This window comes from Arcanobacterium phocisimile, from assembly GCF_016904675.1.
GTDB lineage: Bacteria > Actinomycetota > Actinomycetes > Actinomycetales > Actinomycetaceae > Arcanobacterium > Arcanobacterium phocisimile.
This window is the reverse complement of the sequence record NZ_CP070228.1, coordinates 51,726-73,975: the sequence shown is the minus strand read 5'-3', so window position 1 is coordinate 73,975 and position 22,250 is coordinate 51,726. Positions and strand designations below refer to the sequence as shown.

At 49.2% G+C, this 22,250-nt stretch carries 18 protein-coding genes; 7 read left to right on the top strand and 11 right to left on the bottom strand.

All coding sequences use genetic code 11. From position 1 onward, the window contains the following. Positions 1-36 precede the first annotated feature (36 nt). The 6 genes from JTE88_RS00265 to JTE88_RS00240 all read right to left on the bottom strand — a co-directional run bounded on the left by JTE88_RS00265 (position 37) and on the right by JTE88_RS00240 (position 7,955). Positions 37-1,314: an alpha-L-fucosidase gene (locus JTE88_RS00265; protein WP_204424571.1), complete on the bottom strand. Its 1,278-nt coding sequence runs from the start codon at positions 1,312-1,314 to the stop codon at positions 37-39. Then, the gene (locus JTE88_RS00260; protein ID WP_204424569.1) at positions 1,308-2,213 is read right to left on the bottom strand and encodes an ROK family protein; all 906 of its coding nucleotides are present in this window, start codon (positions 2,211-2,213) and stop codon (positions 1,308-1,310) included. The genes JTE88_RS00265 and JTE88_RS00260 overlap by 7 nt, the downstream gene beginning before the upstream one ends. A 5-nt stretch (positions 2,214-2,218) precedes the next feature. Next, positions 2,219-4,219, bottom strand: a complete 2,001-nt coding sequence (locus tag JTE88_RS00255) for an ABC transporter ATP-binding protein (protein WP_204424566.1) — start codon at positions 4,217-4,219, stop codon at positions 2,219-2,221. Positions 4,220-4,227: 8 nt separating this feature from the next. After that, complete coding sequence (locus tag JTE88_RS00250; RefSeq protein ID WP_204424564.1) at positions 4,228-5,091, bottom strand: ABC transporter permease; 864 nt, start codon at positions 5,089-5,091, stop codon at positions 4,228-4,230. Next, positions 5,091-6,050, bottom strand: a complete 960-nt coding sequence (locus JTE88_RS00245; RefSeq protein ID WP_204424563.1) for an ABC transporter permease — start codon at positions 6,048-6,050, stop codon at positions 5,091-5,093. Before JTE88_RS00245 ends, JTE88_RS00250 begins: the two co-directional genes overlap by 1 nt. A gap of 99 nt (positions 6,051-6,149) precedes the next feature. Continuing rightward, positions 6,150-7,955, bottom strand: coding sequence for a peptide ABC transporter substrate-binding protein (locus tag JTE88_RS00240; protein ID WP_204424561.1), 1,806 nt, complete (start codon positions 7,953-7,955; stop codon positions 6,150-6,152). Positions 7,956-8,227: 272 nt separating this feature from the next. Between JTE88_RS00240 and JTE88_RS00235 the strand changes: the two genes are divergently transcribed. Together JTE88_RS00235 and JTE88_RS00230 are read left to right on the top strand one after the other, a co-directional pair. After that, complete coding sequence (locus tag JTE88_RS00235) at positions 8,228-9,331, top strand: ROK family transcriptional regulator (protein WP_239519522.1); 1,104 nt, start codon at positions 8,228-8,230, stop codon at positions 9,329-9,331. A 33-nt stretch (positions 9,332-9,364) separates the two neighbouring features. Continuing rightward, positions 9,365-10,891, top strand: coding sequence for a M81 family metallopeptidase (locus JTE88_RS00230; RefSeq protein ID WP_204424557.1), 1,527 nt, complete (start codon positions 9,365-9,367; stop codon positions 10,889-10,891). 80 nt (positions 10,892-10,971) lie between these two features. On the opposite strand, the gene JTE88_RS00225 is transcribed toward JTE88_RS00230, so the two are convergent. The 5 genes from JTE88_RS00225 to iolC all read right to left on the bottom strand — a co-directional run bounded on the left by JTE88_RS00225 (position 10,972) and on the right by iolC (position 17,289). Beyond that, a complete protein-coding gene (locus tag JTE88_RS00225) occupies positions 10,972-12,465 on the bottom strand; it encodes a CoA-acylating methylmalonate-semialdehyde dehydrogenase (protein ID WP_204425668.1) in 1,494 nt (497 codons plus the stop codon). Between the two features lie 192 nt (positions 12,466-12,657). Next, the gene (iolD, locus tag JTE88_RS00220) at positions 12,658-14,547 is read right to left on the bottom strand and encodes a 3D-(3,5/4)-trihydroxycyclohexane-1,2-dione acylhydrolase (decyclizing) (RefSeq protein WP_204424556.1); all 1,890 of its coding nucleotides are present in this window, start codon (positions 14,545-14,547) and stop codon (positions 12,658-12,660) included. Continuing rightward, the gene (iolB, locus tag JTE88_RS00215; RefSeq protein ID WP_204424554.1) at positions 14,544-15,440 is read right to left on the bottom strand and encodes a 5-deoxy-glucuronate isomerase; all 897 of its coding nucleotides are present in this window, start codon (positions 15,438-15,440) and stop codon (positions 14,544-14,546) included. The genes iolD and iolB overlap by 4 nt, the downstream gene beginning before the upstream one ends. Beyond that, positions 15,437-16,303 carry a Cgl0159 family (beta/alpha)8-fold protein gene (locus JTE88_RS00210; RefSeq protein ID WP_204424552.1) on the bottom strand — a complete coding sequence of 289 codons (867 nt, stop codon included), beginning with the start codon at positions 16,301-16,303 and terminating at the stop codon, positions 15,437-15,439. Before JTE88_RS00210 ends, iolB begins: the two co-directional genes overlap by 4 nt. After that, complete coding sequence (iolC, locus tag JTE88_RS00205; RefSeq protein ID WP_204424551.1) at positions 16,300-17,289, bottom strand: 5-dehydro-2-deoxygluconokinase; 990 nt, start codon at positions 17,287-17,289, stop codon at positions 16,300-16,302. Before iolC ends, JTE88_RS00210 begins: the two co-directional genes overlap by 4 nt. A 178-nt stretch (positions 17,290-17,467) precedes the next feature. Here iolC and JTE88_RS00200 point away from each other — a divergent pair, with 178 nt between their 5' ends. The 5 genes from JTE88_RS00200 (at position 17,468) to JTE88_RS00180 (ending at position 22,231) form a co-directional block, all read left to right on the top strand. Further along, complete coding sequence (locus tag JTE88_RS00200; RefSeq protein WP_204424549.1) at positions 17,468-18,244, top strand: GntR family transcriptional regulator; 777 nt, start codon at positions 17,468-17,470, stop codon at positions 18,242-18,244. Positions 18,245-18,446: 202 nt separating this feature from the next. Continuing rightward, positions 18,447-19,526 (top strand): transaldolase family protein, encoded by a 1,080-nt coding sequence (locus JTE88_RS00195; RefSeq protein ID WP_204424547.1) that lies wholly within the window; start codon positions 18,447-18,449, stop codon positions 19,524-19,526. 34 nt (positions 19,527-19,560) lie between these two features. Beyond that, the gene (iolG, locus tag JTE88_RS00190) at positions 19,561-20,547 is read left to right on the top strand and encodes an inositol 2-dehydrogenase (protein WP_204424545.1); all 987 of its coding nucleotides are present in this window, start codon (positions 19,561-19,563) and stop codon (positions 20,545-20,547) included. A gap of 47 nt (positions 20,548-20,594) precedes the next feature. After that, positions 20,595-21,455, top strand: a complete 861-nt coding sequence (locus JTE88_RS00185) for a sugar phosphate isomerase/epimerase family protein (RefSeq protein WP_204424544.1) — start codon at positions 20,595-20,597, stop codon at positions 21,453-21,455. 500 nt (positions 21,456-21,955) lie between these two features. After that, positions 21,956-22,231 carry a hypothetical protein gene (locus tag JTE88_RS00180; RefSeq protein WP_204424542.1) on the top strand — a complete coding sequence of 92 codons (276 nt, stop codon included), beginning with the start codon at positions 21,956-21,958 and terminating at the stop codon, positions 22,229-22,231. The last annotated feature ends 19 nt before the right edge of the window (positions 22,232-22,250 follow it).

Sequence of the window (22,250 nt, the reverse complement as noted above, 5' to 3'; positions counted from 1 at the left end):
TATCTCCTTTGATACCAGTGAAGAGTGATGACTTGTCTACTTCTCTAGTTTAGCGACCCTCATCGGCCATTCGTCCGTTGAATCACCGAGCCAAGTAACGTTGTGGTTGCGTAATGGTTCCGGCAGTACAATTTCTCGCTCTGCTTCTTGGAGAAGATAGACGACGTCGTTGCTACCGTGTGCCGACGCCGGCTGAGTATAGTATCGCCCATCGATCACCCCTGGTCCCCACGGCCGGGTTCCATAGATCGCTTGGCCGTGTTGCGTTAACCAGCGTCCCATATATAGCAATGATTGGCGTTGAATCTCCGGAATCGTACCGTCTGCCTGCGGACCAATATTGATCAACAAGTTTCCGTTTTTGGCGACGACATCGACAAGGTAACGCACGAGGTCTGGTCCGCTCAGTGATAGTGAGACGTCTTCGTCGGCATTGTATCCGAAAGATCTTCCCAGTCCGCGCACTGCTTCCCAAGGGCGTTCCATCATATCATTAACGTCTCGATATTCACGGGTCAGGACGCCTTGGGCAGGTACACCCCAGCGGTCATTAATAAGTCCGTGCGGAACATGAGCTAAATAGTCGGTGAAAAGTTGAGCAAGACCATAAGGTTCCTCGCCTTTTCCGCCGTCGGGCCAATCAATATCGTTCCATAAATAATCTGGAGAATATTGGTCGATCAATTCGCGTATTTGAGCAGTTGCATACTGTGCGAATTCGGCGTCGTTGCGCCGGAATCGGAAAAGTTCCTCATCTGACGTAATCGGCCCGAAATCGCTGACATGCCAATCCAGGGCGCCGGAAAAATAGAGTCCAAGACGCAAGCCGGCACGCCGGGTAGCGTGTGCAAACTCGGCAATAAGATCTCGATACGGACCGCGGCGAACGGTAGAAAACTGCGTCGTTTGTGTGTCCCACAAACATAACCCGTCGTGATGTTTCGTCGTCGGAACAACATAGTGTGCGCCTGCAGCCACCGCCAGATCAACCATGTCTGATACGGCGTTGTCGTTAATCGTCCACAGGTCAAGCAGATCTTCATAGTTGCGCTGCCCATACCGGGCACGATGCAGCAAAGCAGTTGGCGAACCAGGAATCCGTACCGTATTTCCATACCATTCAGCATAACGATGGAAGGCATACTCTTCGTCGGCATTAAACCGCTCATCGCTGGTCACCGCCCACGCCGGAATCGAATAAATTCCCCAATGGATCATAATGCCAACTTTGGCATCCCGATACCAGTGTGGAACCGGGGTTGGCGGATAGGTGATATCAGTACGGTTTCCAACTCGTTCATCAAAATTTAGCATGCCTGCACTCCTTTCCGAGCAGCGCCGATCAGAACCGCATCTGCCCCCAACACAGAACGATGAATATCGAGTTGGGCTCCTGAAATCAGCGGATATTTTGCGGCGACCTCACTGATTCCCGCCATGAGATAATCCCAGTCACGAGTCACGCCCCCGCCGACGACAACCGCAGTAAGATCGAGCATCGTCGCAACCTGGATGATTGCCAGCCCAGCGTACCGGCCCGCATCAACAAGAATATCGACGGCGGTAGAGTCACCAGACCGGGCAGCTTGGGCGACCTCGCCCGCGTCGTGAACCTGACGTCCGGTCGCTAACGCATACCGATGCGCAATTCCGCGACCCGACGACGTCGTCTCAATATGTCCGCGACCACCACACGTACATGGCAGGTCGCCAAAACCTGGCATGTGCCCAATTTCAGCTGCTGCCCCGCGTTGACCATGAAGTAGCTGGCCGTCAAGCATAATTGCGCCACCTACCCCAGTACCAAGCATCAACCCTAAACTTGTATCCGTTCCAGCAAGCACTCCAGCATATGTTTCGCCAAGCAAAAATGCGTTGACATCATTTTCAACCCCCACCGGAATGCCCAGAGCCTGCTGAGTTTCTTGACCTAACGCAAACCCGGCCCAGTCGTTAAACGAATCAGATGCCGCAAGGATCGTGCCTTCTGTGTCAATCACACCAGCTGCACCGATACCCACCGATTGCGCATCTGGCCAGTTGTGACGGACGATGCGCGTAATTTCTTCAACTACGCGAGCTCCTGACTCGCATGCCGGACTAGGGATATCGATGCGACCAATAATATCGCCTGAGTCAAGCACACGAGCCACACTCATCGACGTGCCACCAATATCGACACCGATGCGCACTGAACTATCGAATGTGTCCATGCTGCTCATCCCAACGGATAGTGGCAGGCAACCTGGCGTCCTTCACCAACCAAAACAGGTTCGGTGTTACACAGCTCGGTAGCAAATGGACAACGGTTTTTAAACCGGCACCCTTCCGGAGGATTGATAGCTGAAGCTGGTTCACCAGTCAGGTGGACGATTTCTTTGCGCTTATGCCGTGGATCAGCAACCGGGATTGCTTCAATAAGTGCCTGCGTGTAGGGATGGCACGGATTATCCACAATTTCTGCGGCCGGGCCAATTTCCACAATCTTGCCTAGATACATCACTGCGATCCGGTCGGAAATATATTTGACCACTGAAAGATCGTGGGAGATAAAAATATAGGTTAATGATTGTTCTTCTTGCAATCGGCGCATCACGTTGAGCACTTGTGCTTGAACGGAGACGTCGAGCGCCGAGACAGGCTCGTCGCATACGATCAGTTTCGGTTCGAGCACTAAGGACCGCGCCAAACCAATACGCTGTAGCTGACCGCCGGAAAATTCGTGCGGATACTTCCACATTGCCCCGTGTTCGATACCGATCTTACCCACCAACGTATTGGCACGATCCTGCTGTTCTTCACGGTTGCCGATTTTTTGAATCTTGAGCGGTTCAGTCAAAATTTCGTCAACCCGCATGCGCGGATCCATTGCCGCAAACGAATCTTGGAACATCATCTGCACATCGCGCCGCATCTTCTTCAAATCCCGTCGCGAAGCTTGCGCAATATCTTTTCCACCAATCAACACATGGCCTTCGGAGGCAGGCTCAAGAGCTGTGATGACCCGGCCTAACGTTGATTTTCCACACCCTGATTCACCCACAATACCGAGAGTTTCACCTTCGTAAACATCAAGTGAAACATCAGATACGGCATGTACGGACCCGATTCGACGTCGAACAATTTTGCCACCCATCGCCGGATACAGCTTCGAAAGGTGTTGAACCGAACAAATAACTGGACGATGTGTCAGATCGCGCTTTTCTCGGATCGAAATCGGCCGCTCGAGTTCTGGACCGGCCGGATTCCAACACGCATGCGAATGAACTTGGCCGTCTTTATCAGTCACCGTGACTAATTCTGGCGTATCGGAGTGGCAGACGTCGAGTGCGCGCGGGCATCGCGGAGCGAACGGACACCCCACAATTTCTTCGCGTAACGACGGCGGCATTCCCGGAATCGCATACAGCTCCTGGCGAGTATCTTTTGTATTTTCCGGCAACGCAGCCATCAACGAACGTGTGTATTGATGTTGCGGGTTAGTGAATATTTCATCCGTTGTTCCCACTTCAACTACCCGCCCGGCATACATAACAGCTACCCGATCAGCACGCCCAGCAACCACACCAAGATCGTGGGTCACTAAAATAACCGACGTATCGAACTCTTTCTTCAAATCGTCAAGAAGATCAAGAATCTGACGTTGAATAGTGACGTCCAACGCCGTCGTCGGCTCATCAGCAATTAACAATGCAGGCTGACAAATCAACGCCATCGCAATCATCACACGCTGGCGCATACCGCCCGAAAGCTGATGTGGATAATCATTAACGATAGCTTCGGGTCGTGGCATACCAACTTTACGCAACACGTCAATAGCGGCCTGCCGGCCTTCAGCTTTCGACACGCCACGGTGAACACGTAACGGTTCGGCAACCTGGTCACCGATTTTCATTGTCGGATTAAGTGAGGTGAGCGGATCTTGGAAAATCATTCCGATTTCCATACCCCGCACACGCCGCGCATCCTTATCGGATAAGTCGAGCAAGTTACGTCCCTGGAAAGTCAATTTCCCACCAGAAACACTACCCATATGCGGTAACAAGCCCATCACCGAAAGTGCAGTCATGGTCTTTCCGCACCCGGATTCACCCACAATACCGAGAGTTTCACCAGGCATAACCTCCAGGTTGACACCTCGCAACGGCTCTACTTGACCTTTACGAAGCTTAATAGTCACATGAAGATCTTCAATAGAGAGCAATGGTTTACTTGTCATGATCGCTCCTAACGGCTTCGCAAACGTACTTCAAACGCGTCACGTAACCCGTCACCAACGAAGTTAAACGCAACAACTAGCAAAATAATCATGATTCCCGGCGGATACAACAACCACCAGTGACCGTTGTATACCTCATTCATACCAGTAGAAAGCATGCCGCCCCAGTTCGCTGCCGGTGGCGGAACACCAAGGCCGAGAAAGGATAAGTAGGCAACATACAAGATAGCGTCAGCAACCTGGAACGTAGCATTAACAATCACCGTTCCGATAGCGTTTCGCACAATATGAGTTCGAACAGCCCGCAACGGAGAACCACCCATGCCACGCATCGCCGTAATATACTCGCGCGAGCGCAACGCCAACGATTCGCCACGGATCAGACGGGCCGGATTCAACCACGCAAAAGCACCAATAGTTAACACCAAAAGTGAAACATTCGGCGTGATAACCGAGGCGATCAGAATGAAGAGGAAGAGAGCTGGCACTGCCATCATCGCATCAACGATACGCATCATTGCTGAATCAACCCAGCCGCCAACGAAACCAGCAATAGCTCCCCAAATTGTGCCGATCGTCGTCGCCAGAATACCGGCAGCTAAACCGATAATAATAGAAGTTTTACCACCTTCCATTAAGCGACCCAGTTCGTCGAAACCTACGCCGTCAGTACCCAGCGGATGCTCAGCAGACAACGGCAGATAGGCATCTGAAAGCGACGAATATTGCTGTTCTGTTACCCAAATATAGGGACCAACGAACGAAAATAGTGTAAACGCAATGAGAATCGATAGCCCAACAACAGCTAACCGGTTAGAAACAAACACTTCTACACTTTGCCGGAATATGCCTTTCGGATTCTTACCACTCATCAGGCTTCACCTCCTCCGTAACGGACACGTGGATCAGCGATGGCATACATGATGTCTGCCAACAACGCACCGATCACCGTCGCAATAGAAATAATTGTGGTTACGGCAAGCAGAATCGGATAGTCACGACCTTGAGCTGCCTGCCAATACATCAACCCCATGCCGGGATAGTTAAACAGTGACTCCACCACGAGGCCGCCAGAGAATAAACCTGGCAGGGACATACCGAGCAAGGTAATGACCGGGAACAGCGAATTGCGCATAGCGTGTTTAATGACCACACGAGATTCCGATAATCCCTTAGCCCGAGCGGTACGAATATAGTTTTCTTCAAGATTGTCCACCATCGATGAACGTACGTAACGGGTGTAGGCAGCCAACGAAACGATTGCGAGTGTGACGGCTGGCAAGATGAGTCCTTGCCATTGGGAGAGCATTTCCGAAACCGTGAAACCTTGTGGTGCTTCTGGTGGAAGTACTCCCCATACTTGAGAGAAAAGAACAATTAAAAGCAAGCCCATGAAGAACAATGGAGTGGAATACATCAGTAGCGCGATAGCGGTGATCAGGTAGTCCGGCCACCGGTTTCGTTTCCAGGCTTGTAGCATGCCCAACGGGATTGCGATGACGACGGCGAGCACCAGTCCAAGGAAGCTCAGCAGCATTGTTTTGGGAAGTCGTTGCGCAATCGCATCAGCAACATCCATATTCAGAGCGAAAGAGGTACCGAGTTCGCCGTGAATAAGCTGATTAATATAGGTGAAATATTGCTCGTAAAGCGGACGGTCGTATCCCATTTGACGCGAATATGCATCGAGCTGTTCTTGAGTAGCTTGGAGTCCGAGCGCAGATCGTGCTGCCCCGCCAGGTAGCATATGCAAAATTGTGAACGTAATGATCGTTACGAGCACGACAACAACCAGCGATTGCACCAGTCGCCGTGAAATGTAGCGGACCATAACCTCTCCTTCACAGCATAGTCAGGTACGTGTTGCACGCCAGACGTGAAACCCGGTTTGACGGTGCAACACGTACCTGATGGATTTAGATGGCAATGATTACTTTGTGTGTGCCCAATCTTGTGGATACAAGTTCAGCATTGGATCTTGTGGACCAACGCCAACCAGATCCTTCTTCCATGCCGAGATTTGAGCTACTGGGTTTGGCATCCAAAGAACTGGGAGATCTTCGGCTAGGTAGTCGTTGTAGGCTTCGAGTGCGGATGTGTCCTTGGCACGCAGTGTTGCTTCAATAAGCTTGTCTGCCTCAGGGTTGGAATATGAACCGAGGTTGACTGGTGCATCAGTTTGGAACAACCGATCGCCAGAGGCGTAGACCGGGTAGTACCACGAGGACTGCGATCCGAAGAAGGACAGATCCCAATCGCACGCTTCACCTGGCTTACACTTTTGTGAAACTGCTACTGAATCTGGAACTTCTTGAATATCGAGCTTGATACCAACTTCGGAGAAGCGAGAATTGATTTCTGTCATCATCCGGGTGGTGGCTGGGAAGCCAGACTGAGAAATTAACTTGAAGCGCAGCTCTGCACCCTTGTCAACGCCTTCACCACATTGGTCGTCGCCAGTTCCTGGCTTTTCACAAACGCTCACATCACCGGCGTTGATTCTCCAACCGTGCGATTCGAGAAGCTTCTTTGCGCCTTCAGGGTCAAACTTGTAGGCACAGCCTTCCATAGAACCAGCAGTTCCAGGCTTTTGTGGAACTGGACCACAGGTCGGGGTTGCAGTATCTGCCCAAACAGTCTTGGAAATCGACTCTTGATCGATCAGCATCTGCATCGCTTGGCGGATGTACTTTTGCTTGAAGATCGGACCGGACTTCGGGTTAGCAAAGTTGAATGGCATGTAGGTGATTGACCATCCAGCCCATGGTTCAACTGTGTAACCCTGGGACTCGATCGTCGTCCGTTGGTTGATTGATCCTGCTGGGATGTAACCGAAGTCTATACCTCCCGAACGTAGGACGTTGAACTGGGAGTCGTCTGAGGTGAATGGGCGCAAGGTTACCGAATCCAGCTTTGGCTTATCGCTACCGGTGTAGTTCTTGTTTGCGACGAGCTTGACTTCGCCGTTTGGTACGAAGGATTCAAGCTGGAAAGGTCCGTTAACAACCTTCCATAGCGGATTGGTTGCATACGATTGTAGATCTTTCGATGCTTCGGTGAGCATGGCGAAGATGGCTTGTGCACCTTCAGTATCCCGATCGAAGTCACCGATTTCTCCGCTCTCCGACGTCTTGCCCCAAACATGTTGCGGGAGTGGACGAACCGAAGCTAGCTGGTTGTCAACAAACCAACCAGGGTTGAAGGCTTCGGTGGTTGTGAAGGAAACAGTGTGATCGTCGATGATCTTGAATTCGGCAACATTATCTGGGAAGTTGCCCTTGCGGTACCCAGACCATTCTTCTTTGTTAGCGTTGAGGATATTCCACCAGAATTCGACGTCACGAGTGGTGACTTCTTGCCCGTCAGACCACTTCGATGGCTTCATCGTCAATTCGTATGTCAGGCCGTCTTCCGAGACCTTTGGTTCTTCAGCCAAAGAACGGTCATCAAGATTGAACTGGTTATCTGCATCAAGCTTGTACTCGTAAAAGCCCTTGTAAAGCATGTTGATGAAAATACCGTTTTCACCTTGAGTTTTTCCTGGTGCAGAAATTGGGAAAATCCAGGTTGGGGTTCGTAAAGCTACTGTGACATCGCCACCTTCTTGGATTTCTCCAGTGGCTTGAGTGTTGCCGTTATCCGGCTTGTTTTCAGCGGTTTGGCCAGAACATGACGCGATCATGAGCATCGCACTGGCAAAAGCAGCTACCTTAGCTACTCTCGATAATGGTCGCATAGTCGTCTCTCCTCATTGAGAAATATGTAGGCGGGCTCTCCAACCGCCTGTGATTTACACGATACCATCTGCCTACTAACTTCGTAGACTTTTTACAAAAATATTCCAGACTTTGGGAACTTAGGCTAGGCTTGAAACACACCGAAGAGTATTCGTTACGATCGACCGCTAGAAAACGAGGCAAGTTTTTGGAAAGCATCACACTAAAACCAATAACAGCTAGCCATTCAGCATCATTATCTGACGCAAATAACACAACCGACTCAACAATCTTGAGCCAACTACTCCACGGTCCCTTATCTCGAACAGACCTCATCAACAAAACACACTTTCCACGATCAACAGTCCACGCAAGCGTAAGGCGTCTGCTCGAACAACACGACATCGAAGAATACAGCCTCGCCACATCCACAGGTGGCCGTCGCGCAGCACTCCTGCGCATTTCTCCGCTCCACGATATTGCCGACGTCGTCGAACTCGGTTCCCATCACGCGCGTGTGGGGATCGCCAAACTGACCGGAAAAATCCTCGCCACTGCCGATCTCCCACTCTCGATCGACGACGGCCCAGAAGCTATCATCACACTCCTGCATCACGCATGGAAAAAGCTCCACCAAGATAACCCCACATTGCCTCGAGCAACAATTATCGGAGTGGCAGTTCCTGGCCCAGTCGACACCCACGGAACCATCGTCGGCGCTGCACGCATGCCCGGCTGGAACAAAACGAACTTTCCCCAACTGTTAGAAAAAGCCACTGGCCTACCCACCGTCGTTGAAAATGATGCCCGTGCAGGCGCCATCGGCGAATGGACCAAACGTGGTGAAACCACTGAATCTTCTATCTATGTCAAAGTAGGTTCCGGTATTGGAGCTAGCTGGATCGCTGACGGTATTGTCTTTCGCGGTCATCAAGGATTCGGCGGAGAACTAACACATACCCGCATCCAATCACCCAATCCAACAATCTGCAGTTGCGGAAACACTGGCTGCCTCGAAACCGTCGCCTCCGGCGCTGCACTCTTACGCCACCTTGCACAAATCGATTCCCCGATCACCACCGTCAATGAACTTATTGAAGCCACCCAAAACGGAGACGTCACTGCCGCTCCTCTGGTGCGCAACGCCGGCGGATATATCGGCGAAGCACTATCCGGATTAGTCAACTTCCTCAATCCGCAACACATTATTATTGGCGGATCTTTTTCGCAAACACGCACACTCATAGCCGGAATTCGCTCCGAGCTCTACCAGCGATGCCTTCCTATGTCTACTGCAAACCTGACCGTCGACACCGCAATCTCTGGCAAAGACGCACCGTTAATCGGCATGGCTATCCTCGCCCGCCAAACAAAAACTACCCCTAACCATTCCTAACCAGCCCACTCATACGTATTCCAATCAAAGGAGATGACAACAATGCGTATTGCTATCTGCGGGATTCACATCGAATCCTCAACATTTACTCCCTACCTATCCGTTGAATCTGATTTCACGGTGCGCCGAGGCGAAGAACTTCTCAAGCGTTACCCATTTATCACCGAATCTGACATCCCGCTGATGGATCGCGTCCCACAACATTTGGCTGGCGACGACTGGCAGGTTACCGGGCATCGGCCGTGGACTGAAGGTGTGGAATGGGTACCGGTTTTGCACGCCTCAGCCTTACCAGGTGGACCAATTGATGCCGACGTTTTCGCTATGTGGCGGCGCGAAATCTGTGAGCGCCTTCCAGAAGTTGGCCCACTGGACGCGATCTTCTTCGATATTCACGGGGCAATGAGTGTTCCCGGGCTTGATGATGCTGAAGGATATTTAATTAAAGGAATCCGGTTGGCGATGGGCGACGATATTTTAATCGGAGCTTGTATGGATTTGCATGGCAACGTCTCCCACGACTTGTTCACAATGGCCGACATGTTGACGTGTTATCGAATGGCTCCGCATGAAGATGCGTGGGTGACTCGCGAGCGCGCAGCACGAACCTTGGTTGAATGGGTGCGTTCTGGCAAGGGCCGGCCGAAGAAATCGTTGGTTCATGTGCCGATTTTGCTGCCTGGGGAAAAGACGTCAACGCGGATGCAACCAGCTGCTCGGTTATATGATGCGGTTGCCGAGTTTGCCGACCACACACCGGGTGTCATTGATGCCAGTTTCTGGATCGGTTTCGCGTGGGCTGATCAACCACGGTGTAGCGCTGCCTTTGCCGCCTATGGTGACGACCAAGACGTTCTCGACGCCGGCATGTTGCGTATAGCCCAGCAGGCGTGGGATGCTCGCCACGAGTTTGAGTTCGTGGCACCGGTTGATTCGTTCGAGTCGGCGTTGGATAAGGCGATAGCGTCAGATAAGCGGCCGTTCTTTATTTCTGATTCGGGTGACAATCCGGGCGCAGGCGGCGCCAATGATGTGACGGTGGCGCTAGCTGAAGTATTAAGTCGCCCAGAAGTAACTGGCGACAAGGTCAGCGTCATTGTGGCTTCGATTTTCGATCCAGAAACCGTACGGATTGCTGCTGAAGCTGGAATAGGCGCCGAGGTAGCCGTATCAGTTGGCGGCAAGATTGATACTCGTGATCCTGGCCCGGTGCAATTTACTGCCCTAGTTGAGAATCTGGTTGATGATCCGGCTGGATTGTTGACTGCTGTTTTGCGTCTGGGCGGGTTGCGGGTAATTGTGACAACGCGGCGTAACCAGTACACGATGCGCGAACAGTTCACTCGGTTGGGCCTAGATCCAGAAAAGACCGATATTGTGATTGTCAAGATCGGATACCTGGAGCCATATCTGCATGATATTCACGCAGACTGGATTTTGGCGTTGACACCTGGTGGGGTGGATCAGGACTTGATCCGGTTAGGGCATTCACACATTAACCGACCGATGTTCCCGTTTGACGATCCAGACGACGTCGAGCTGTCGGTGATTCGTTCGTAGACTTATGGTTTAAAGATGTGTGATGCCCGGGAGCTAAGCTTCCGGGCATCACATTAAATTAGAGGGCTTTGCGAAAGTACTTATTCTTCGCGTTGGAAAGACATTGTTGCGGCATAACTGGCTTCTGATGGCCAACGACTCGTAATAACCTTTGACCGAGTGTAGAAGTTAACTCCTTCTGGGCCGTGGATATGATGATCTCCGAGGAGAGACTCCTTCCAACCACCAAATGAATAGTATGCGACTGGAGTTGGAATTGGCACATTAACCCCAACCATGCCAGCTTCAACATCTAGTTGGAAACGCCGGGCCATACCACCGTCGTTCGTGAAAATAGCAGAACCGTTTCCAAATGGCTGGGCGTTGACAATCTCAATTGCTTCCTCATATGAATCTGCATCGTGAATTGTCAGTACTGGACCGAATATCTCTTCTTTATATAAGTCCATATCGTATGTCACTCCAGTTACCACTGTTGGACCAACGAAATACCCGTTTTCATATCCTGGGATGGTGATATGCCGTCCGTCAAGAACAACATTCGCGCCGTTTGCTTCAGCATCATCGATCAACGAGACAATACGATCATGCGCCTTTTTATCAATGACTGGCCCCATCTGAACGCCGTCATCAAGTCCCATTCCAACTTTGATCTTTTCACCATGCTCTTTGACTCGGCGAGCAAGTTCTGATGCAACCCCGCCAACAGCAACAACAGCAGGAAGCGCCATACACCGTTCTCCGGCAGCACCAAAGGCAGCAGCGGCGATATGCTGGGCAACAAAATCTAGATCAGCATCTGGTAAAACAATTGCGTGATTATTCGCTCCCCCGAGAGCTTGAACCCGCTTACCATTACGAATCCCAACGTCTTGGATAATGTGTGCAACCGGCGTTGACCCGACGAAGGAAATAGCATCAATATCTGGATGTTCAAGGATGTCAGTAACTGTTTCACGGGTACCAGCGATAACATTAAAGAGACCTTCGGGTAGCCCTGCCTCTTTATAGAGGCGAGCGATTATTAACGAAGCAGTTGGAGTTGGAGTCGCCGGCTTAAGAATGAACGCATTACCTGTTGCAAGAGCAATGGGATGCATCCACATTGGGACCATAACCGGGAAATTAAAGGGACAAATTCCGGCCACGACACCTACTGGTTGATATATGGTGTGAACGTCAATGCCTTGAGAAGCATTAAACGTGAATTCACCTTTGATGGCAGAGTTAATTGAACATGCAAAATCGAGAGTTTCGCGACCACGTTGAATCTCTCCAATTGCGTCTGAATAGTCTTTGCCGTGTTCTTTTACAATAGCGCGCGCGATCTCATCTTGATGGTCGAGAACAAGTTGCCTCATATTAAACATGATCGCGACCCGTTTTGCTAGGGATGTCTTTGCCCATTCTTTCTGCGCCCGAATTGCGACTTCCACAGCATGATCAAGATCCTCTTTTGATGCAAGCGCCACTTGACTTTCCACCAAAGCGGTTGCTGGATTTTCAACATCAGCGTAACCGCGCGGATTTCCACTGTAAGGCTTGCCATCGATCCAGTGCGAAATGGTTTCCATCATAACTCCCTTGTTGTGTAGAACCCTAAACGAATTGCATAACATATGCTACCACAATTTCACTATTTGTCATAACAATTGGACCAATGTCCTTGGTGTGTCAACATAAAACAGATCGGCCCTCATATACACAAAGCAAAATAAGGGCCGATCTCTATTGTCGTTTTGAAGAGAAAAGAGGAAAATCAACCTCTAGAAATAGTGACGTTGCGGTTTAACTCCTTCCTGATATTCTGCGTAAGCACGTTGAGTCGATTCCAACCGTGAAACTTGCGCAACCGGTACATCCCAATAGGACGACGAAGGCGGATTGGGGCCATACAAATCAGTTTCGATATAGATCATTACTGACGTATCCATCTCAGTCGCCCGCCTGTAGGCATCTTTAAACTCTTCGATATTCGAGACGCGAAGAACGGTCAAACCCCACGATTCAGCATTCTTTGCAATATCAACTGGAATCAAATCACCTTCTTGATTGTGCGGACGTCCACCACCCATACGATAACGAGTGCCAAAGCGTTGAGAACCACGCGACTCCGACAATGCACCAATTGAAGCAAAGCCGTGATTTTCCAATAAAACATAGATGACCTTGAGGCCTTCTTGGGCAACAGTCGCAAGTTCCATCGGCAACATTTGATATGTACCATCACCGACAATCGATACGACTTCCGAATCTGGCAACGCCATCTTCACACCCATGCCCGCGGGAATTTCATAACCCATCGTAGAGAAAGCATATTCGACATGGTATTGCACCGGAGTCTTCGCCTGCCACAAAGCCTGAAGGTCACCTGGCATAGAGCCAGCAGCGTTGATTAACACATCATTATCCCCCATCATCTCATTAAGTGCTCCAAACACTTCGATCTGAGCTGGTAACGGACCATGACCAATATGATAAAGCTGGTCGACTGTATCGAGCCAGGCCTGCCGTTCTTGGGCAATACGTTGAGCATACTCATCACTAACATGATAGTCAGCCAACAACGTAGTCAACTCCGCCAATGCTTCACGAGCATCAGCAACCACCATATACGCGCCATTCTTCACAGCGTCGAAGGCCTTAACATTGATATTGACAAACTTTACGTCAGCGTTCTTAAATTGCGTACGCGAGGCCGTTGTGAAGTCTGAATAACGGGTGCCAATACCGATAACTAGATCAGTTTCATCAGCTAAATGGTTCGCACTATCACCACCCGTTGACCCAACACCACCAACCGATTGAGGATGATCGCAATTAATCGCACCCTTACCTGCTTGGGTGTCAGCCACTGGAATACCAGTTACTCGTGCAAATTCACGGAGCTCTTCCGAAGCCTTTGAATAAATTACTCCACCTCCAGCAATAACCATTGGTGCTCGCGAATTGCGAATCAATTCAGCTGCTCGCTCCAAGCACGATTTTTCTGCTGGCGGTCGGCGGATATGCCATACCCGCTTCACAAATGCTTCTTCAGGAAAATCAAAAGCCTCTGCTTGAACATCTTGTGGCATTGCAAGCGTGACCGCACCGGTATCTGCCGGATCTGTTAGTGCACGCATTGCCTGCATTAAGGACGGCAACAACTGTTCTGGTCGATTGATTCGATCAAAAAACACTGATACTGGACGGAAAGCATCATTCACCGAAGTGTCGAGAGTTTGCTGATTTTCAATTTGTTGCAAAACGGGATCAGGAACACGTGTAGCAAATTGATCAGAGGGGAACAGCAGAACTGGCAACCGATTAGTTGTTGCCAACGCGGCACCCGTCACCATATTCAACGCACCCGGACCAATAGAGGACGTACACATTAAAGTCTGCGTACGATTCTTCGCCTTAGCATATGCTGCAGCAGCATTAACCATGCCCTGTTCATTGCGCGGCATATAATATGGCATCGAACCGCCATCAGGCTCTGGATCGATTTCATTTTGTAATAAAGCTTGCCCTAAACCAGCAACATTTCCATGCCCAAAAATACCGAAGGCGCCAGCAATTAAGCGTTCTTCGACACCATCAGCCTCAACAAACTGATTGACAAGAAAACGAATCGTTGCTTGCCCAACCGTCAATCGCACCGTATTTTTCATAGCGTCTCCTTAGTTAACGGAACAAATGGCAAACGGGGATCGACGTCATCGTCTTCCCAAGCTTGACGTTGCCACGTATGTACCGGATCGTCAGTCATCATCCAAACAGAATCTTCGGCAGGACCTGCCATCACATTAAGGTAATACATGTCATGTCCCGGCGCCGCTACCGATGGGCCATGGTATCCGAATGGAACAACAACTGTATCCCCGGACCTAACTTCAGTACACACATCAATTTCTTTGCCTGGTGAGGAGTATACCCGTTGTAGGCCAAACCCTTCCGAGCTCCTCTCCGGACCGCCCTTGCGTACCTCAAAATAATATATTTCTTCGAGAACTCGTTCCTGATCATTATGCTCATCATGCTTATGTGGCGGATAAGAAGACCAATTTCCACCTGGAGTAAGGACTTCTGTGACAAGCAAATGAGACGTTTCGACGTCGTTACCCAACGCATAGTTGTTTACCTGGCGGGAGCACACTCCAGAACCGCGAATACCAGAATTAACTTCACTAACTGGGCAATAGCGCACCGGAAGATCACGCGTTGCCTTAGCTCCTGGGAAAGCGAAACGTCCCCCACGGGTAGCGGTCAATTCACATGAAGTTCCACGTGGAATATACATATAGTCCGTGAGCGAGGTAAATACTGACTCGCGCCCATCAAGATGGAAGGTTTGCCCGTCAACGAAGACATCGCCACTGCCTGTCAACGGCAGAATCAACAACTCCTCGTTTTCCGAATTGATAGTAATAGTTTCACCGTCCGCCAATCGCGCAATTCGCAGACTAGAAAACTCCCACCCAGCACGCTCTGCACTGATATCGGTATCAAATTGTCCGTGTGCTGTACTTCCTGCTGGAAGCACATACTTATTATTTTCGTTCATAATAGCTCCACTGCTTTATCGACTGCACTTTCTACATCTCCGTCTGGAGGAAAAAGAAGAGATCGCCCAACCACAAGACCGAAAACATTCGGCAATGTCATTGCATGGGCCCAACCGTTCAATGCTGCTTCAGGATCAGCAGGAACCTCACCACCAAGGATCAACGACGGTAAAGTGGTTGCTTCCATAACGCGATCCATCTGAGGAACGCACGGTAATTTCAGCCACGTATAGGCACTTGTTGAACCTAAAGCTGACGCGATCGCAATAGATTTAATAACCGCATCTGGGGTCAAATTATTGAAGATATGATTATCTTTCCATTCTGAAATGAACGGCTCAACCATGGCAATCTTTTGCCGAGCGGCAAGATCATCGATCGCGCGCGCGGTAGATTCCAACATATTCGGCGTATTATTATCGTCGAAACATACCCGCATGAGCGTCTTACCACCATCGAGGTTTCCATCCGCAATCGCTTTGGCAGTATAGCAACCGAAACGATCATCAATTTCAAATGACGCTCCCTGGAGACCTGTGCGGTTCATAGAACCAAAAACAAGCTTTCCTTCAAGGGCTCCCAGCAAAGTTAAATCCTCGATAATATCAGCGGAACCCAAAAATCCGTCAACCCCAGGTCGCGATAAAGCTTGCATACATCGCTCAAGCAACTCATGACGATTAGCCATCGACATCTTGTTGCCACCTGCTCCCATTGCTCCTCGAGCAGGATGGTCACAAGCTATAATCATCATCTTCCGACCATTTTCCGGAATATGGCCAGGTTTCCTAGAACGCAATGCCTCTGCAATTTTTTCCGGTTCATATAGCCGAGTTTGGGCAATGTCTTGAATTCTCATCATGGCAACTCCTCAACTCGAGGGTTGGTCTGTGGATTTTGCGCCATAAGTTCGAGGACTTCAGCCTCTGTTGCCATAGCGGTCGAACATTCTAGACGAGACGAAACAATCGCGCCCGCCGTGGAAGCGAACTGAATTGCTTTCGGAATGTCCCAGCCGGACAACAAAGCGTGTGCGAGTGAACCACCGAATGAATCACCAGCTCCCAAACCATTGAGAGTTTCCACCTTTGTAACTGGTACTTCAATGCGCTCAGATCGCGTTTTTGCGAGTGTTCCCTTCGGCCCCTGCTTAACAATAGCTAATTCGACGCCACGCTCAAGTAGCGCATCAGCAGCTCGATCTGGTTCGGTTTCCCCAACCGCAATACGGCACTCTTCCTTATTCCCTACTGCCACATTGACATAGTCAAGTAAACCACCAATTTCTTGGTGAGCGGATTCCTCACTTTCCCAAAACATCGGCCGGTAATCAAGATCAGCTATTGTCCACCCAGATGACTTTTGACGCGCACGCAAAGCAGCCCAATGAGCTGATCGAGACGGTTCGTCAGATAACCCCGTACCCGAAACCAGAAAAACTTTGGCATGTTCAACAGCGTCAAGAGGAATATCGATATCACGTAGTTGTAGATCAGGGGCAGACGGCTCGCGATAAAAATAGAGCGGGAATGTATCTGGCGGAAAGATCTCACAAAAAGTTACAGGGGTCTTATACTTCGGCGTGGTAATAACATAATCATCGCGAACGCCTAAACGGCGCATCTCACGACGAACGAAGACACCAAAAGGATCGTCACCTACACCAGAAATCACTGCTGCACTATGTCCCATTTTTGCTGCAGCTACCGCAACATTAGTTGGTGATCCACCTAAGAATTTTCCGAAAGTATCGACATCTGCAAGGCCAATACCTGCCTGTAGTGGATATATATCCACACCTGATCGCCCAATCGTTAAAACTTCAGGATATTGATCGTCGCGCGCCATTGCGGACTCCTTTCTCACACACCAACATTGTCATTGATTAAATAGAAATTTGTCAAGTCATTGTCCTAACATGAATATGACAAATTAGAAAGTTGCGTGATTACCGTTTCCAATGACTACACTATATGTAATTGCGTCAACAGCATTTTTCATGTAACGACATTCGAAGGAGTATGCAATGGAAGAGAAAGAGCCAAGTCAGAACCTTGACACCCCTTTCATACTCGACATTAAGCTTAACCGCCATTCTACCGATCCTCTTTATCAACAAATTCTCGAACCGATCTCAAAGTTGATCAAAAATGGCACTCTGGCACCAAACCAATTACTCGAAGATGAAATTTCGATGGCACAACGTCTCCAAATTTCACGCCCCACAGCCAGGCGTGCACTTCAAGAATTGGTCGATTCCGGACTTGTCGTTCGTCGTCGCGGAGTCGGAACACGAGTCACCCCCTCACATGTCCATCGCCAATTAGCATTAACTTCGTTAAACGATGATCTCATTAAGGCGGGGCACACCACCAGAACCGAAGTTTTGGAATATCAAATTCACCTAGCAACTCCCGAAGATGTCGAATTTTTGAATTGTGCACCAGACGAAGAACTAGTAACTATTCAACGCTTACGCTGGATAGACGATCACCCCCTGGCACTCTTAAAAAATACAATTCCGAGCCGCATTGCCCCGACACTCACCGAGCTTTCCCATTTCGGTCTTTACGAATCGCTGAGTCGGCATAATGTCTTTCCAACCTCGGCTATTCAAACACTAGGCGCAAAAAATGCTTCCAAGCGCGAGTCAGACATCCTAAATATCGAGCCTGGAAACGCATTATTCACTATGCAACGAACTGCATATGACGAAAATGGAAAAGTTATCGAACATGGAAACCATGTATATGACGCTCAGCAATATAAGATGACATTCCCACTAGTCTCGCACACAAATTAAATACCTCCAGTTGACATAATCGCGCCAAATGCATAATTTGGCGCGATTAATCAACACTAAACCGAATGTTCATACAAACCCTTGACATTCAAAATCTATGTATGTAACGTATATCTCACAAGATGCCACCAATGGCGGTGGCTACTAGAGCGATTCACCTTAGATAACCTAAGTCGATATTTGGTTGAGGAGATACCTGACGATGTCAGAAATACAATACACACCTGGTCCGCTACTAACGGCTAGCAAAGAATTTAAGACGGTTCTATGGAATGACTCTTCTGATCTTGAAGAGCTTCGACAATCAATTTCCTTTGGCGGTGTCGGCGCGACCTGTAACCCAGTGATTGCCTACACAACAATTGCCAAACATCCAGAGATTTGGACTGATCGAATCAAGAAAATCGCTCAAGAAAATCCAACATGGAGCGAATCTCAAATTGGTTGGCAAGCAGTGAAGGACATGTCTGTCGAAGCGGCAAAGCTACTAGAACCTATCTTTGACGAGACTAATGGACATGACGGTCGCCTATCTGTCCAAACCGATCCACGCTTGCATCGCGATGCTCATGCTCTAGCAGATCAAGCAGAAGAGTTTCACAATCTCGCTCGCAACATCATCGTGAAGATTCCTGCAACAAAGACCGGTATTGAAGCAATAGAAATGGCGACTGAACGGGGAGTTTCCGTAAATGTCACCGTATCTTTTTCTGTCCCACAAGCCGTAGAAGCCGCAGCAGCTATTCAACGCGGTTTAGACAAACGCGAATCCGCCGGTCACGATATTAGCCAGATGAGCCCAGTAGTCACAATTATGGTTGGACGTCTTGACGATTGGCTTAAAGCGGTCGTAAAGCGTGATGGCATCTATGTAGATCCTTCCGCACTAGAATGGGCCGGCGTAGCAGCAGTTAAACATGCTTACAAGATCTTCACTGAACGTAAGTTCCGCGCCCGCGTACTAGTTGCCGCATTCCGTAACGTCTTACAGTGGAGCGAATTCCAAGGCGGAGACCTCGTTGTCTCCCCACCATTTGGATGGCAACGGATTATCAATAATTCTGATTACACTCCAGTAGAGCGTATGAGTTCCGAAGTTGATAACTATTATCTAGAGCAGCTCCGTCGCATTCCGGATTTCAACCGCGCTTACGACGTTGACGGAATGAAGCTAGAAGAATTTGAAACATTTGGTCCAACCGTCCGCACTTTGCGGCAGTTCCTTAACGCCGATAATGATCTCGATATGCTTATCCGCGACATTCTTATCCCCGCACAATAAATTATTTTCCTTACAACGAAGTTAGGACAAAATCATGATCCGAATTGGAATTGTTGGCGCCGGGCGTATTGCACGCGTACACGCCAAAACTGTTGATGCACACCTCGATGCTGAACTCGTATTCATTGCTGATCCAGTAGAAGACGCAGTTAAACCATTAGCAGAGAAGTACGGAATTCGGTATTCGCTCAATCCAGATGACGTTTTTACCGACGCCGAAGTCGATGCAGTTATCATCTGTTCACCGACTCCGCTCCACGTCGAACACATCTTGAAGGCAGCAAAAGCCGGGAAGCCCGCACTGTGCGAGAAACCAGTTGCGATGGAGACTGAAACCGTCGAGGATCTCGTTAAAAAGTTAGAAAATCTCGACCATAAGACTATGCTTGGATTCAATCGCCGATTTGATCCTACTTTTGCGCGAATGCATGACATGGTTAAAGCAGGAGTCGTTGGGAACGTCGAACAAGTAACGATTATTTCTCGCGATCCAGCAGCGCCACCAAAGGAATATATTGCTGTCTCCGGCGGAATTTTTAAGGATATGACTATCCACGATTTTGATACAGCACGGTTCTTCCTTGGTGACATAACATCTGTTTATGCAGTCGGACAAAATCTAGATCCAGATCTCAAAGATACCGGTGATTTTGACGCTGCAGTGATTACCCTGGCTAATTCACAAGGTGCAACTGCCACCATTACTAACTCGCGCCATTGTTCTTCTGGCTACGATCAACGCCTAGAAGTTTTCGGCGATAAGGCAACCCTCAATGGCGAAAATATGCGCCCTACACAGGTGCGTGTTTCTAACGGTGAGTACACTGACGCAAAGGACGTGTACCTCGACTTCTTCCTGGAGCGATACGCTCAGGCCTACGCTCTTGAGCTCAATGAGTTCTTCGCAGCAATCAAAGAAAACCGCCAGCCAGCAACATCGATTGCCGACGGCGCAAAAGCACTGCGTATTGCTGAAGCCGCCGAAGAGTCAGCTCGAACCGGAAAAATTGTTTACCTATAATCCACCACTAATCTAATTTTCAACACTTAATTCAAAGGAGAATTACAATGAAGATTGCAGGAGCGCCAATTAGTTGGGGTGTATGCGAAGTTCCAAACTGGGGTTATCAGTTATCCCCAGAGCGTGTGCTCACCGAAATGAAGGAAATGGGACTAACCGCAACAGAATTTGGCCCACAAGGGTGGCTACCTCAGGAGCCACAGGCGCGCGCCGAAGCTGTTTCTCGTTATGGTCTTGAGCCAGTTGGTTCTTTCTTCCTCGCCATCATGCACGATCCAGACATTGATCCAATTCCCGCGGTTGAGCGCGAACTGGACGCGTTTGAAGTTGCAGGTGGAACTAATTTGATTCTTGCTGCCGATTCTGGACAAGATGGCTACGATTCACGGCCAGTTCTCGACGAAAAGGGCTGGGATACACTCTTCACCAACCTTTCACGCATCACAGAAGTGGCGGCAAAACGAGGAGTTACCGCATCTCTCCATCCACATTGGGGAACAATGGTACAAAATCTCGACGAAGTCGAACGTGTTCTAGACAATTCTCAAGTTGGTCTCTGCCTCGATACTGGCCACTTAGCGTGTGGAGGAGCAGACGTTGTTGAACTAGTTCGTAAGTATGCTGATCGCGTTAAGATTGTTCACGCCAAGGACATTCATAAAGATATGACGGACAAGCTCCTGCCTGGTGAAATTACTTGGGGTGAAGGTGTCAAGGCTGGCATGTTCGCACCAATTGGCGAAGGCGACATCGATTTCGGTGCCATTGTGTCAGAATTAAACAAAGTAGGTTTCGATGGTTATTACGTTCTGGAACAGGACATCATGATCGACGGCGAACCGGCACCTGGCGAAGGCCCAATTATCAGTGCTCGCAAGTCATTTGAAGCCCTTCAAGCACTTGCGTAAAGAGCTCTATTTTCAAAGAAAATATTAACACTGCCTGTCTTTCGAACACCAAAGGGCAACCTTTGTAAGACAGAAGTGGTTTTCAACGAATTTCAGTAGCTCAGCGGGGGTGAGTAAGCACATTACTCACCCCCGCTTCCTCATGTCTACTTGGCGCACACGCATCTGCTGCACGCACCATAGTTACGGAAGAATTCCGATACATGTCAGAACAAATTAGAATCGTGATAGAACATACATCACCCAGACCTTGTAAATATTCAAACATTTAACTACTGTTATAAGTGTTCGAACAAGCAGATATGAATCAGCGTTCTGCGAAATTAGCGCAACACGTAACTATGATAGATCGATATAAAGGAGAGGTATTCCCTCTAAAGTAATAGAACTTATATAAAAGTCAATCAACATAAGTTCCCATCTCTATCTGAATATGTTGCCCCCTACTTTATATGCATAACGCATACATCCCGATGACGACGAACGAATGACAGGAAAAAATGACAAGCACAATTATGCCCACCACTATCACCCCATCAGATATCTCCATTGCAATTATTCCGCAACACGGAGTTACATCTGAGAAGAAATCGACCGCGCTTAATCTAAGCCCTGCTATCGCCGTATTATCACTACTTTTCGCCGCAACCATTCTTGGGATAATTGCCCATGCACCAGTTGTGGTATTTCTTACCGGAACTGCAACAGCCGTGATCACTTTGGTATTTGCTTTTCTGGATCTGCACATTCGACGGCTAGACCACGAAATTGCCTAAGGTAGTTTCCCGCTGAGAT